General features: G+C 73.2%; 11 protein-coding genes and 3 tRNA genes. 8 read left to right on the forward strand and 6 right to left on the reverse strand.

The genetic code is table 11. The features are described 5' to 3' along the window. The first annotated feature begins 20 nt into the window (after positions 1-20). The 4 genes from purD (at position 21) to ACZ514_RS12615 (ending at position 6165) form a co-directional block, all read left to right on the forward strand. A complete protein-coding gene (gene purD, locus ACZ514_RS12600; RefSeq protein ID WP_468700679.1) occupies positions 21-1274 on the forward strand; it encodes a phosphoribosylamine--glycine ligase in 1254 nt (417 codons plus the stop codon). A gap of 288 nt (positions 1275-1562) precedes the next feature. Next, positions 1563-3365: a hypothetical protein gene (locus ACZ514_RS12605; protein WP_468164277.1), complete on the forward strand. Its 1803-nt coding sequence runs from the start codon at positions 1563-1565 to the stop codon at positions 3363-3365. 336 nt (positions 3366-3701) lie between these two features. After that, complete coding sequence (locus ACZ514_RS12610) at positions 3702-5171, forward strand: N,N-dimethylformamidase beta subunit family domain-containing protein (protein WP_468164279.1); 1470 nt, start codon at positions 3702-3704, stop codon at positions 5169-5171. A 76-nt stretch (positions 5172-5247) separates the two neighbouring features. Then, entirely contained in the window at positions 5248-6165 is a 918-nt protein-coding gene (locus tag ACZ514_RS12615; RefSeq protein WP_468164281.1) for a phosphoribosylaminoimidazolesuccinocarboxamide synthase, read from the forward strand. A gap of 45 nt (positions 6166-6210) precedes the next feature. Here ACZ514_RS12615 and ACZ514_RS12620 read toward each other — a convergent pair. The 6 genes from ACZ514_RS12620 to ACZ514_RS12645 all read right to left on the reverse strand — a co-directional run bounded on the left by ACZ514_RS12620 (position 6211) and on the right by ACZ514_RS12645 (position 9169). Then, positions 6211-6283, reverse strand: a tRNA-Gly gene (locus ACZ514_RS12620). Positions 6284-6306: 23 nt separating this feature from the next. Then, entirely contained in the window at positions 6307-6918 is a 612-nt protein-coding gene (locus ACZ514_RS12625) for a response regulator (RefSeq protein ID WP_468164283.1), read from the reverse strand. Continuing rightward, positions 6915-8156: a sensor histidine kinase gene (locus ACZ514_RS12630; RefSeq protein WP_468700685.1), complete on the reverse strand. Its 1242-nt coding sequence runs from the start codon at positions 8154-8156 to the stop codon at positions 6915-6917. Before ACZ514_RS12630 ends, ACZ514_RS12625 begins: the two co-directional genes overlap by 4 nt. 317 nt (positions 8157-8473) lie before the next feature. After that, positions 8474-8546: transfer RNA gene (locus tag ACZ514_RS12635), tRNA-Gly, on the reverse strand. A 77-nt stretch (positions 8547-8623) separates the two neighbouring features. Beyond that, a tRNA-Gly gene (locus tag ACZ514_RS12640) sits at positions 8624-8695 on the reverse strand. A gap of 156 nt (positions 8696-8851) precedes the next feature. Further along, positions 8852-9169, reverse strand: a complete 318-nt coding sequence (locus ACZ514_RS12645) for a histone-like nucleoid-structuring protein Lsr2 (protein ID WP_468164287.1) — start codon at positions 9167-9169, stop codon at positions 8852-8854. 350 nt (positions 9170-9519) lie between these two features. Between ACZ514_RS12645 and purS the strand changes: the two genes are divergently transcribed. The 4 genes from purS (at position 9520) to ACZ514_RS12665 (ending at position 13657) form a co-directional block, all read left to right on the forward strand. After that, positions 9520-9765: a phosphoribosylformylglycinamidine synthase subunit PurS gene (purS, locus tag ACZ514_RS12650; protein ID WP_042801325.1), complete on the forward strand. Its 246-nt coding sequence runs from the start codon at positions 9520-9522 to the stop codon at positions 9763-9765. Between the two features lie 2 nt (positions 9766-9767). Continuing rightward, complete coding sequence (gene purQ, locus ACZ514_RS12655; protein WP_468164289.1) at positions 9768-10448, forward strand: phosphoribosylformylglycinamidine synthase subunit PurQ; 681 nt, start codon at positions 9768-9770, stop codon at positions 10446-10448. After that, positions 10445-12694 (forward strand): phosphoribosylformylglycinamidine synthase subunit PurL, encoded by a 2250-nt coding sequence (purL, locus tag ACZ514_RS12660; protein ID WP_468164291.1) that lies wholly within the window; start codon positions 10445-10447, stop codon positions 12692-12694. Before purQ ends, purL begins: the two co-directional genes overlap by 4 nt. Positions 12695-12865: 171 nt before the next feature. Continuing rightward, positions 12866-13657, forward strand: coding sequence for a maleylpyruvate isomerase family mycothiol-dependent enzyme (locus tag ACZ514_RS12665; RefSeq protein ID WP_468164293.1), 792 nt, complete (start codon positions 12866-12868; stop codon positions 13655-13657). The last annotated feature ends 10 nt before the right edge of the window (positions 13658-13667 follow it).

Below are 13667 nucleotides of genomic sequence, written 5' to 3' on the forward strand. Positions count from 1 at the left end.
TCCGGGCTACCCTGGGCGGCGTGAAGGTCCTCGTCATCGGCGGCGGCGCCCGCGAACACGCCCTGTGCCGCTCTCTGTCCCTCGACCCCGACGTCTCCGCGCTGTACTGCGCCCCCGGTAACGCCGGGATCGCCGAGGTGGCGGAGCTGCGTCCGGTCGACGCCCTCGACGGCGCCGCGGTCGCCGCCCTCGCCACCGAACTCGGCGCCGGCCTGGTCGTCGTCGGACCGGAGGCGCCCCTGGTCGCCGGTGTCGCGGACGCCGTCCGCGCGGCCGGCATCCCGGTCTTCGGCCCGTCCGCGGAGGCCGCGCGGCTGGAGGGTTCCAAGGCCTTCGCCAAGGACGTGATGGCCGCGGCCGGGGTCCCGACCGCGCGCAGCTACGTCTGCACCACCGCCGAGGAGGTCGACGCGGCCCTCGACGCCTTCGGTGCCCCGTACGTGGTCAAGGACGACGGCCTCGCCGCCGGCAAGGGCGTCGTGGTGACCGAGGACCGGGCGGCCGCCCGTGCCCACGCGCTGGCCTGCGAGCGGGTCGTCATCGAGGAGTACCTCGACGGCCCCGAGGTCTCCCTCTTCGCCATCACCGACGGCGTCACCGTGCTGCCCCTCCAGCCCGCGCAGGACTTCAAGCGCGCGCTCGACGGCGACGAGGGCCCCAACACCGGCGGCATGGGCGCGTACTCGCCGCTGCCGTGGGCCGACCCGAAGCTGGTCGACGAGGTCATGGAGCTGGTCCTCCAGCCGACCGTGGACGAGCTCCGCCACCGCGGCACCCCCTTCTCCGGGCTGCTCTACGCAGGCCTGGCCATCACCAGCCGCGGCACCCGCGTCATCGAGTTCAACGCCCGCTTCGGCGACCCCGAGACCCAGGTGGTCCTGGCCCGGCTGCGCACCCCGCTGGCGGGCGTGCTGCTGAACGCCGCGAACGGCACCCTGGACGCCCTCCCGCCGCTGAACTGGAGCGACGACGCGGCCGTGACCGTGGTCATCGCCTCGCACAACTACCCGGACACCCCGCGCACCGGTGACCCGATCGAGGGCCTCGACGAGGTGGCCGCGCAGGACGCGCCCGACGCGTACGTGCTGCACGCCGGGACCCGGCGCGAGGGCGACGCGGTGGTCAGCGCGGGCGGCCGCGTGCTGTCGGTGACGGCGACCGGTTCCGATCTGGCGCAGGCGCGCGAGAAGGCGTATAAGGCGGTCGGGCGGATCAGGCTGGACGGCTCGCAGCACCGCACGGACATCGCCGCCAAGGCGGCCGAGGGCCGCTGACCAGCACGGCCGTCACGAGGCGGGCCCGGGGGCGCGGAGACGCGCACCGGGCCCGCGCGTGTGTGCGCGTGCGACTGCATCCGGCCGCCTTCGAACGCACCCACCTTTACCCAAAGCCATTCCATCGGGTGATCGTCCCCCGGAGTGCCTGACGGCCGCGCCGGCCCCAACTAGGGTGCGGCGCAAGCATTCCGGCACATGGCCCACCGGCATTGCGATGTCAGTGGCGGGTGTCACAGTGGGGGAGTGAGCAAAGCCGCCGCAGGGCAGAGGGGGTGAGGTCCGGTCGTGTCCGGAACCGGTTCGAACGCAGAAGTGGGCGCGCCGTCCGCGCGGGCGCGGGCCCTCGCCGTGCTGCGGGTCCGCAGCAGGGCCATGGCCGTCGTGCTGCTGCCCGCCGCCGTCGCGGTGGTGCTCCTCGCCGCCCGTATGACGGGCCGGCTGGCCGGGGATCCCTGGCCGGCGGTGACCGTGGCCGTCTGCGCGGTGGCCGCGCTGGTGCTGCTGGCGGGCGGGATATTCGGCGCGGTGGTGCTGCGCGCGGGTCCCGCCGTGACCCCGACGGTGCCGCTGCCCGAGGCCGCCGCCCCCGATCTCTACCGGCTCGTGCGGGACCTCGCCGACCGGATGGACGTCCCCGCGCCCTCCGCCATAGCGCTGACCCCGGACTGCGACAGCTGGCTGGAGGACCGCACCCACGCGGCCCACCGCCGGTCGGGCATAGGCGCCGGCCCGGAGTCCCGGCCCGGCGCGGCCCCCGTGCTGGTGATCGGCTCGCCGTTCCTGTGGTGGATGCGCGTCGCCGAGCTACGGGCCGTCCTCGCGCCCGTCGTCGCCGGCACGGGTCCCTCCGCGCACCCGGACATAGCCGACGCGCGCGGCTTCGTACGGGGGCTCGACGCGGCGGTGGACGTGGGCGGCAGGCGCGGCCTGGGCTGGATCGCCCGCCCGGCCCGGCTGCTGCTGAGGCTGTGCCGGACGGACGCCGCCGAGATGGAGCGCGGGGTGGCCGCGGCCGCCTCGGACCGCGCACAGGACGTGGACTACGCGCTGCGCATCGTCGCCCAGGAGCAGGTCGGCCTGGCCTACGCGGGCTGGGACCGGCTGCTGACCCGGGTCGCGCTGCCCGCCTGGCGGATGGGCCGCTGGCCGGCGCACCTGGACGCCGGGGTGGTCTCCGCCCTGACCGAGCTGTCCCGGCGGGACCGGCTGGCCGAGGGGTTCACCTCGCGGCTCGGCGAGCGCCCCGCCTGCGACCTGCTGGAGCAGCCCGGAGTGGTCGACGAGGCCGCCTCCCTGCTGGCGGCCCGGCTGTTCCACGGCGGCCCGGCCCAGGCGGGGCCCGACTGGGCGCCGGTGGAGTGGGCGGCCTACCCGCAGGAGGTCGTGGACCGGAAGTGGCGTACCGAGGCGGCCCGCCTGCACGCCGCCCTCGACGCCCTGTCCGTCCCGGCGGGCCCGGCCCCGCCCGCGGCGGCACCGGCCCGCCCGGACCTCTCCCGGCCGCCGGGGGACCCGGTCCCGGTGACCACGGGCGCCCCTGCCCGGGCCGGAGTCCCGGGAGCCGCGAGCACCGGCCCGGCGAACCCCGGTCACCCCTCCGCCACGGCCGCCGCGCGGCCCGCGGACCGGCCGCCCCTCGGCGGACCGGCGTCCCCGGGCGGCCCGACGCTGGAGCGGATCCTCGGCTACCTCACCGACCCCTCGGGGGACGGCGCCGCCGGGGACGCCCTCGCCGGGCGGCTCAGCGGCGACCTGGCCCGGGAGGAACGTACCGCCGGAGCCGGGAGGCCCCGGCCGCGCGGCGCCGCGGACACGCTGCCGCTGTTCCCCCTCCAGCCGCCGCGCAGCGGCCGGGACCTGCTGGCGGACCACGTCACCGCCCTGGTGTGCTGCGCCGCCGTGGACTCGGCCGGCGCGGGCCCGGGCCTGGACTGGCTGGACGGGCCCGTGCTGCTCGTCGGCGGCGAGCGCCGCGCGGACCTCGCCCCCCGGGTGCTGTCCCTCGTGGAGGACGGGGACCCGGAGCCCCTGCGCGACTGGCTCGACGAACTCGGCGTGCCCCCCGAGAAGCCCGTCCGCCTCCTCTGACCTGTCGCCGGCACCACCACCCCGCCGGGGCCCGCAAGGCCACGCCCCGACGTCACCCGGCCGCGCCACCCGGCCCCGCGCGTCACCCGGCCGCGCCACCCGGCCCCGGCGCCACCCGCCCCCGCGCGCCACCCCGCCCGCACGGCGCCCCGGCGTGCACGGCGCCCCGGCGCGCCCCGAGCGGCGCGCTACGTTCCGGTCACGTCAATTCACGACGAACGGTGACGGAGTGAGTGCGTTATGTGATGTGCTGGGGACCGGTCGCGGATGGGTGTCCGAAAACCCGCCGCGCATCGACGGGAGCACGCGTTCGGGGGAGTGAGGGAGGGGAACGGTATGGGTGGGGAACAGATCCGCCGCTGGGAGTCGGGTGCGCTCGCTCACGCGGTGAACGATCCCTTCGGCCAGGGGCCCCTGCCCTGGTTCCGGGGCAGCGAGGTGTACTTCGACGACACGGGGCAGGTCGTGCCCTGGTACGTGGACCCGGCGCTCGCCGCCTCCGGCCAGAATCCCCGCGGCGGCCCCCGTACCGCCGACGACGTCCACCGGCAGATCAAGGGCTTCGCCTCCACCGGAGCGGTGGCCCCCGGCGAGGCCATCGACTTCCACATCACGGTCGACCCGCCCCAGCAGTTCTCCGTGGACGTCTACCGGATCGGCCACTACGGCGGGGACGGCGCCTCCAAGATCACCACCAGTCCCCGGCTGTCCGGCATCGTCCAGCCGCCGCCGCTCACCGCCGACCGCACCGTGTCCTGCCACCACTGGTGGCTCTCCTGGCGGCTCCAGGTCCCCTCGTACTGGAGCATCGGCGCCTACGTGGCCGTCCTCACCACCGCCGACGGCTACCGCTCCCACATCCCCTTCACGGTCCGCGACGACCACCCCGCCGACCTCCTGCTCCTGCTGCCTGACATCACCTGGCAGGCGTACAACCTCTATCCGGAGGACGGCCGCACCGGCGCCAGCCTCTACCACGCCTGGGACGAGCAGGGCCGGCTCCTCGGCGAGCGCGACGCCGCCACCACCGTCTCCTTCGACCGCCCCTACGCGGGCGCCGGCCTGCCCCTGCACGTCGGCCACGCCTACGACTTCATCCGCTGGGCCGAGCGCTACGGCTACGACCTCGCCTACGCCGACACCCGCGACCTGCACGCCGGCCGCATCGACCCGACCCGCTACCGGGGCCTGGTCTTCCCCGGCCACGACGAGTACTGGTCGGTCCCGATGCGCCGCACCGTCGAGCGCGCCCGCGACCACGGCACCTCCCTCGTCTTCCTCTCCGCCAACACCATGTACTGGCAGGTCGAGCTGTCCCCCTCGCCCTCCGGCGTCGAGGACCGGCTCCTCACCTGCCGAAAACGCCGCGGCCCCGGCCGCCCCAGCCTGTGGCGCGAGGTCGACCGCCCGGAACAGCAGCTGCTCGGCATCCAGTACGCGGGCCGGGTCCCCGAGCCCGCGCCGCTGGTCGTCCGCAACGCCTCCCACTGGCTCTGGGACGCCACCGGAGCCGCCGAGAACGACGAGCTGGACGGGCTGGTGGCCGGCGAGGCCGACCGCTACTTCCCGCGCGTCCAGCTCCCCGAGCACCAGGACCGGATCCTGCTCGCGCACTCCCCCTACCTCGACGGCGAGGGGGCCAAGCGGCACCAGGAGACCTCCCTGTACCGGGCCCCGAGCGGGGCGCTGGTCTTCGCGTCCGGCACCTTCGCCTGGTCCCCGGCGCTCGACCGCCCCGGGCACGTCGACGAGCGGGTCCAGCGGGCCACCGCGAACCTCCTCGACCGGATCTGCAAGCGGGACTGAGCGACCCCCTGACCGGTGCACGGGGGCCCGTACGGGAGAATGGGGACGCGCTCGTACAGAACCACAGGGAGACCCCGTGTCCGGATTCGTCGAAAAGCCCGAGCCGGTGCAGGTGCCCGGCCTCGTCCACCTCCACACCGGCAAGGTCCGCGACCTCTACCGGGACGAGGACGGCCGGCTCGTCATGGTCGCCAGCGACCGCATCTCCGCCTTCGACTGGGTGCTGCCCACCGAGATCCCGGACAAGGGCCGCGTCCTGACCCAGCTCTCGCTGTGGTGGTTCGACCAGCTCGCGGACCTGGTCCCCCACCACGTCCTCGGCACCGAGCCGCCCGCCGGCGCCCCCGCCGACTGGGCCGGCCGCACCCTGATCTGCCGGAACCTCGACATGGTCCCCGTCGAGTGCGTGGCCCGCGGCTACCTCACCGGTTCCGGCCTCGCCGAGTACCGGCAGACCCGCACGGTCTGCGGACTGGCGCTCCCCGAGGGCCTCGTCGACGGCTCCGAGCTGCCCGCCCCGATCTTCACCCCGGCCGCCAAGGCCGAGGTCGGCGAGCACGACGAGAACGTCTCCTACGAAGAGGTCGCGCGCACCACCGGCGCCGAGACGGCCGCGATGCTGCGCCAGACCACCCTCGCCGTGTACTCCCGGGCGCGCGAGATCGCCCGCGAACGCGGGATCATCCTGGCGGACACCAAGTTCGAGTTCGGCTTCGACGAGGACGGGCGTCTGGTCGCCGCCGACGAGGTCCTCACCCCGGACTCCTCCCGCTTCTGGCCCGCCGACCTGTGGGAGCCGGGCCGCGCGCAGCCGTCCTTCGACAAGCAGTTCGTCCGCGACTGGCTGACCTCCCCGGCCTCCGGCTGGGACCGCCACGGCGAACTCCCCCCGCCGGCCCTCCCGCAGGAGGTCGCCGAGCGGACGTCCGCCAAGTACGTCGAGGCCTACGAGCGCCTCACCGGCCAGTCCTGGGCGTCGGTCACCGGCGCCTGAGGAACGACGAAGGCCCCGATCGGTGATCGGGGCCTTCGCACTCTGAGCGGACAACGCGACTCGAACGCGCGACATCCACCTTGGCAAGGTGGTGCTCTACCAACTGAGCTATGTCCGCACTGCGCCGTAACGCGAGAACTACTATACCCAACCCCGCTGCCGTGCCAAACGCACCGCCGTGTGCCGGTTCTCCGCGCCGAGCTTCGTCGCCGCCGACGACAGGTAGTTCCGCACGGTCCCCTGCGACAGCGAGGCCCGCTCCGCGATCTCCGCGATCGGTGCCCCGTCCGCCGCGAGTTCGAGCACCTCGGCTTCCCGGGCCGTCAACGGCGAGTCGCCGGCGCTGATCGCGTCGGCCGCCAACTCCGGGTCCACATAACGCCCTCCGGCGTGCACGGTGCGGATCAGCTCGGCCAGCCGTTGCGCCGAGACCGTCTTCGGCGCGAAGGCCCGGACCCCCGCCGCGAGCGCCCGCTTCAGGTGCCCGGGACGGCCGTGGCTGGTCACGATCATGGTTTTGCAGTCGGGCAGTTCGGCCCGCAGCGATGTGGCCACGCTCACACCGTCCGCGCCCGGCATCTGGAGGTCCAGTACCGCCACGTCCGGGCGGTGCGCCCGCGCCATCGCCAGTGCCTCCGGCCCGGAGGCCGCCTCGGCTACGACCACGAGGTCGTCCTCCAGGCCCAGCAGCGCGGCCAGCGCGCCCCGGATCAGGTGTTCGTCGTCGGCCAGCAGTACCCGTACGGGGGTCACGCCCGCACCTCCACTCGTCGTGTGTCCAGGGGGACCTCGGCCCGCAGCCGGAACCGGCCGCCCTCGGCCGGCCCCGCCACCAGGGTCCCGTCGACCGCCGCGAGCCGTTCACGCAGCCCCGCCAGCCCGGACCCGGGCATTCCGGCGGGTGCGCCGGGCGCCCCGTCGTTCTCCACCAGCAGCGTCACCGAGCCCCCGGGTTCCGCCGCCGTCAGCCGGATGAGGCAGCTGCGCGCGTCGCCGTGCCGCAGCACGTTCGTGGTGGCCTCCCGCACCACCCAGCCCAGCGCCGACTGCACCTCGCCGGGCAGCGAACGCACCGCCGTCGTACGGAACTCCACCCGGCAGTCCATCCCGGCCGCGCTCAGCACCCCGCGCGCGCCTTCGAGTTCCACCGCGAGGTCCGCCTCCCGGTACCCGCGCACCACGTCGCGCACCTCCCGCTGCGACTCGCGCGCGATCCGCTGGACCTCGATCATCTGGTCCACGGCCTCGGGGCGTTCGCGCCGTGCCAGCTGTACCGCCAGTTCGCTCTTGAGGGCGATCACCGCCAGGTTGCGGCCCATCACGTCGTGCAGGTCCCTGCCGAACCGCAGCCGTTCCTCGGCGACCGCCAGCTGCGCCTGGATCTCCCGGGCGTGGTCGAGTTCACAGACGGTGCGCAGCAGCCATCCGGAGAACCCGCAGGTGAAGGAGAGGAAGGCACCGGAAACCAGGACGACGACGAAGTAGCCGACGATCTCGTCCAGGTCCAGGCCCAGCGCGGCGACGACCGCCGCGGTGCCGACGGCCGCGGCCAGCGGCACGTACCTCCTGTGCCGGACCTTCTCCAGGGTCAGTACGAGGGATCCGCAGCCGAAGCAGCTCACCCCCACCACCAGGCCGGGCGCCGCGGACTCGTCGAGGGCGCCGAAGCGGCGCAGGAAGAGGAAGAGCAGGACGGCCGCCGCGGTGAGGGCCGAGGTCACCACCGCGAGCCGCACGGGCGGTTCGCGGCGGCCGGACACGAAGTCCAGGGCCCTGGAGGAGAGGAAGCCGACGAGGACGGAGTGGGCGCAGACCACCAGGAAGACGGTGACCGCGAGCGGCCGGGGCGTGTCGTTCTCCCGGCCGGTGAGGGCGACGAGCCCGAACGACACGATTTCCACGAGTACGAAGAAGTGGAAGGACCAGCGGGTGTACAGCTCGACCTTCCCCGCACTGCTGCGGTTCTTCCACCACCCGGTCAGCTTCGACACGGTCCCGTCCCCCCGGCTCTTCCTCTGACGTGCGTGACTGGCGCCGCGCCGCCTGGCGGGACCGCCGCTGGACAGCAAACACTGTGACGATCATCCAGGCCAGCGTGGTGGCCGCCGCACCGTCCCGCGGGCCGGCGGGGCCCCGTGGTGCCTCACCGTGGAACCAGCCTCGCGGCGGCGCGCGGGACGCGGCAGTGCGCGCTGTCACCGGCCGCGATGACATTTGTCATCGAATGTGACGTGCGCCACGAAGAGCGCGGGGCGGGGAAATGACGAAGGGCCCCGATCGGATTCCGATCGGGGCCCTTCGCTCTCTGAGCGGACGACGCGACTCGAACGCGCGACATCCACCTTGGCAAGGTGGTGCTCTACCAACTGAGCTACGTCCGCATCTCGCTACGACCGGGGCCGTCGCGATGCGAGCACTACTCTACCTGATCCACAACCGTGGTCGGTGAAGCGTGCAGAGCGGGTGACAGGGATTGCACACTGCGCCTCCCCCCTGGAAGGGGGGTGTTCTGCTACTGAACTACACCCGCACGACTTCGGGGTTCCGGCCTTTCGGCCTCGCCCCTCGGCGTGATCCACACATTAGCCGATCAGAGGGGGTGCATGGCAAATCCGGGTCGCCGGACCACCGGAGGCCCGCCGGGCGGGCAGCCCGCGGCCGCCCGCCCGGCGCTCCGCGCGGGGGGTCAGTGGGCTTCCTCGTACGCCGTGTAGACGGCCTTGGGGATGCGGCCGCGGGGCGGCACGTCGTGGCCGTGGGAACGGGCCCAGGCCCGTACGACCGCCGGGTCCGGGGCGATCGACGTCATCTTGAAAGTCTTCCCCGAGCGGGACTGGCGGCGGCCCGCGGCCACGAAGGGGGCCAGGGTCTTCCGCAGTTTCTTTGCGTTGGCCGCATTGAGGTCGATCTCGTACGACTTACCGTCGAGTGCGAACGTGACCGTTTCCGCCGCTTCTCCGCCATCGAGGTCGTCGGAGATCGTGACTACTACGCGCTGCGCCACGGATATCGGTCCCTTCGTGCGCCGTCGCCGCGCGCTGACGTGCGGTGATGTCGCCTGTGTGGATGTTTCGGTGGAATGCGTCAAACCGCACGCGCCGCGGAGCGGCAAATGTCACGGTCTCGACTGATTCCTTTGTACCGCGATTCTCATTGAATTGCGAAGCCCAGTTAATTCTCCCCGCGTGTCCCGCCGCAATCCCGGGCGCGTGGTTTTCCGGTGGATTTTGCGAAGCGTTGGTGAAGCCGAAACGGCCCGCGGATCGGACCGGCAGCATATCTACCCGCGTAGAAATTTCGGGCGGGTACGCTGAGGGAACCGCCTTCGCACCAACCACCTCATCGGGAGTGCCAGTGGCACGCGTCGTAGTCGACGTCATGCTCAAGCCGGAGATCCTCGACCCCCAGGGCCAGGCGGTGCAGCGTGCACTGCCGCGCCTGGGCTTCGATGGGATCGCCGACGTCCGCCAGGGGAAGCGTTTCGAACTGGAGGTGGAGGGACCGGTCGACCAGGCCGCCCTCGACCGCATCCACAAGATGGCCGAAACGTTCCTCGCCAACACCGTCATCGAAGACTTCACCGTGAAGGTCGAGGCCTGACGGTGACCACTCGCATCGGAGTCGTCACGTTCCCCGGAACGCTCGACGACCGTGACTCGCTGCGCGCCGTCCGCCTCGCGGGGGCCGAGCCGGTCTCGCTGTGGCACCGCGACAAGGACCTCCACCAGGTCGACGCGGTCGTCCTCGCGGGCGGCTTCTCCTACGGGGACTACCTGCGCGCCGGAGCCATCTCCCGGTTCTCGCCGGTGATGGAGACCATCATCGAGCAGGCCAAGGCCGGCATGCCCGTCCTCGGCATCTGCAACGGCTTCCAGGTCCTCACCGAGGCCCACCTGCTGCCGGGGGCGATGCTCCGCAACAACCACCTGCACTTCATCTGCCGCGACCAGAAGCTGCGGGTGGAGAACGCGGAGAGCGCGTGGACCGGCGACTACACCGCCGGCCAGGAGATCTCCGTACCGCTCAAGAACATGGACGGCCGGTACGTCGCCGACGAGCGCACGCTCGACGAACTGGAGGCCGAAGGCCGAGTGGCCTTCCGGTACGTCGACGTGAACCCGAACGGCTCGCTGCGCGACATCGCCGGCATCACCAACGCCGCGGGGAACGTCGTCGGCCTCATGCCGCACCCCGAGCACGCGGTCGAGCCGCTGATCGGGACCGGCCGCACCGACGGCCTCCCGTTCTTCACGTCGGTCCTGAAGAAGCTGGTCAGCGCATGAGCCTCGACACCGTAAAGAACGCCACCGAGACGCCGGACGCCTCCCAGCCGTGGAGGGAGCTCGGCCTCAAGGAGGACGAGTACGCCCGGATCCGCGAGATCCTCGGCCGCCGCCCCACCGGCGCCGAACTCGCCATGTACTCCGTCATGTGGTCCGAGCACTGCTCGTACAAGAGCAGCAAGGTCCACCTGAAGCAGTTCGGCGAGAAGGCCCCCGAGAACGACGCCATGCTCGTCGGCATCGGGGAGAACGCCGGCGTCGTCGACGTCGGCCAGGGCTACGCGGTCACCTTCAAGGTGGAGTCGCACAACCACCCCTCGTACATCGAGCCCTACCAGGGCGCGGCCACCGGCATCGGCGGCATCGTCCGCGACATCCTCGCCATGGGCGCCCGCCCCGTCGCCGTCGTCGACCCGCTGCGCTTCGGCGCGGCCGACCACCCCGACACCAAGCGCGTCCTGCCGGGCGTCGTCGCGGGCATCGGCGGCTACGGCAACTGCCTGGGCCTGCCGAACATCGGCGGCGAGGTCGTCTTCGACGCCTGCTACCAGGGCAACCCGCTGGTCAACGCCGGCTGCATCGGCGTGATGAAGCACGAGGACATCCACCTCGCCAAGGCCTCCGGCCCCGGCAACAAGGTCATCCTCTACGGCGCCCGCACCGGCGGCGACGGCATCGGCGGCGTCTCGGTCCTCGCGTCCGAGACCTTCGACGACACGAAGCCGACCAAGCGCCCCGCCGTCCAGGTCGGCGACCCCTTCCAGGAGAAGCTCCTCATCGAGTGCACCCTGGAGATCTTCAAGGAGAAGCTGGTCGCGGGCATCCAGGACCTCGGCGGCGCCGGCCTGTCCTGCGCCACGAGCGAGCTGGCCTCCGCCGGTTCCGGCGGCATGCGCGTCGAGCTCGACACGGTCCCGCTGCGCGACGCGACGCTCTCGCCCGAGGAGATCCTCATGAGCGAGTCGCAGGAGCGCATGTGCGCGATCGTCGAGCCGCAGCACGTCGACCGCTTCATGGAGATCTGCGAGAAGTGGGACGTCATCGCCACCGTCATCGGTGAGGTGACCGACGGCGAGCGCCTGGAGATCTTCTGGCACGGCGAGCAGATCGTGGACGTGCCCCCGGGCACCGTCGCCCACGAGGGCCCGGTCTACCACCGCCCCTACGCCCGCCCCACGTGGCAGGACGCCCTCCAGGCCGACGACGCGGGCGCCCTGCCCCGTCCGCAGACCTCCGAGGAGCTGCGCGCGCAGGTCCTGGCCCTGGTCTCCTCCCCGAACCAGGCCTCGAAGTCCTGGGTCACCGACCAGTACGACCGCTTCGTGCAGGGCAACACCGTCCTGGCGCAGCCCGAGGACGCGGGCATGGTCCGCATCGACGAGGAGTCCAACCTCGGCGTCGCGATGGCCACCGACGGCAACGGCCGCTACGCCAAGCTCGACCCGTACGCGGGTGCGCAGCTCGCGCTGGCGGAGGCGTACCGCAACGTCGCCGCGACCGGCGCGAAGCCGCTCGCGATCTCGGACTGCCTGAACTTCGGCTCCCCCGAGGACCCGGACGTCATGTGGCAGTTCGCCGAGGCCACCCGCGGCCTCGCCGACGGCTGCCTCGAACTGGGCACCCCGGTGACCGGCGGCAACGTCTCCCTCTACAACCAGACGGGCGAGGTCGCGATCCACCCGACCCCGGTCGTGGCGGTCCTCGGCGTCATCGACGACGTCAACCGCCGTACGCCGATGGCGTTCGCGGAGGCCGGCCAGCTGCTGTACCTGCTGGGCGACACGGCCGAGGAGTTCGGCGGCTCGGCCTGGTCCCAGGTCGTCCACGACCACCTCGGCGGCCTGCCGCCGAAGGTGGACCTGGCGCGCGAGAAGCTGCTCGCCGAGATCCTGATCTCGTCCTCCCGCGACGGCATGATCGACGCGGCGCACGACCTGTCGGACGGCGGCCTCGTCCAGGCGCTCACCGAGTCCTGCCTCAAGGGCGGCAACGGTGCGCGGATCGTGGTCCCGGAGGGCCTGGACGCGTTCACCTTCCTGTTCTCCGAGTCCGCGGGCCGGGCCGTCGTGGCCGTCCCGCGCAGCGAGGAACTCCGCTTCACCGACATGTGCGGCGCGCGCGGCCTGCCCGCCACCCGCATCGGTGTGGTGGACGGCGACGCGATCGAGGTCCAGGGCGAGTTCACCCTCCCCCTGGCCGAGCTCCGCGAGGCCCACGAGGCGACGATCCCGGCCCTGCTGGCCTGATCCCGCCGTTCTTCCCGCGGGCCCCCGGCCGGATCCCCTCCGGCCGGGGGCCCGCGGCGTTGGCGGAGCCGCCCCGACGGCACGCCGGGAGCACGCGCGGCCGCCGCGGGCCCGCCCCGACGAGGTGCGCGGGGCCCGCGCCCGCCGCCGGGGCCCGAGTAGGGTCGGGGCATGCCGCCCGTCAGGAAGAAGCCGCGTACGTACGACCAGGCGAAGATCCGCACCGCGGTCACCGCGCAGTTCGGGCACGTCGCCGCCGCCGTGGGGGAGTTGACCCCGGAGCAGCTGGCGCGGCCCAGCGGGCTCGGGGAGTGGTCCGTGGCCGAACTCGCCGCGCACATCGCCTGGGTCGCGGACTCGCTGGCGTCCGGCCTGGCCCGGCCGCCCGCCGCCGTCGCCGAGCTGGCCGCCGTCGAGTGGCCGTTCGCCACCGCCTCCCTCGCCGGGAAGATCTCCGAGGCGGCCCGGGAGACCCTCGCCGGGGAGCCGCTGCCCCGGCTGTACGAACGGGCGGCGGCGCGGATGGCCGAGGCCCTGGACGCGAACCGGGGCAGCCGGGTGCTGGACCTGTGGATCGGGGACATGACCCTGGCCGATTTCCTCGTCACCCGGACGGTGGAGCTGGTGGTCCACACCGACGACCTGAACCGCGCCGCGGGACTGGACGTCCCGGTCGAGCGGCAGGCCCTGGCCGCCTGCACGCGGCTGCTCGCCGACGCCCTCGCGCTCAAGGCGCCCGGCGGTTCCGTCGAGGTGCGGATCCCGCCCTTCGCGGTGGTCCAGTGCGTCGAAGGCCCCCGCCACACCCGCGGCACCCCGCCGAACGTGGTGGAGACCGACCCGCTGACCTGGGTACGGCTCGCGACGGGCCGTACCGGCTGGACCGCGGAGCTGGACGCGGCGCGCGTCAGCGCCAGCGGCGAGCGGGCCGACCTGTCCGCGCTGCTGCCGCTGATGGGCTGAGGACGGAACC

Source organism: Streptomyces sp. NPDC034086 (assembly GCF_055575515.1).

Excerpts from the sequence above, each read along its gene's own strand:
- ACZ514_RS12610 (WP_468164279.1), top strand. The coding sequence starts at position 3,702 with ATGGGTGGGGAACAGATCCGCCGCTGGGAGTCGGGTGCGCTCGCTCAC.
- purL (WP_468164291.1), top strand. The coding sequence starts at position 10,445 with ATGAGCCTCGACACCGTAAAGAACGCCACCGAGACGCCGGACGCCTCC.
- ACZ514_RS12665 (WP_468164293.1), top strand. The coding sequence starts at position 12,866 with ATGCCGCCCGTCAGGAAGAAGCCGCGTACGTACGACCAGGCGAAGATC.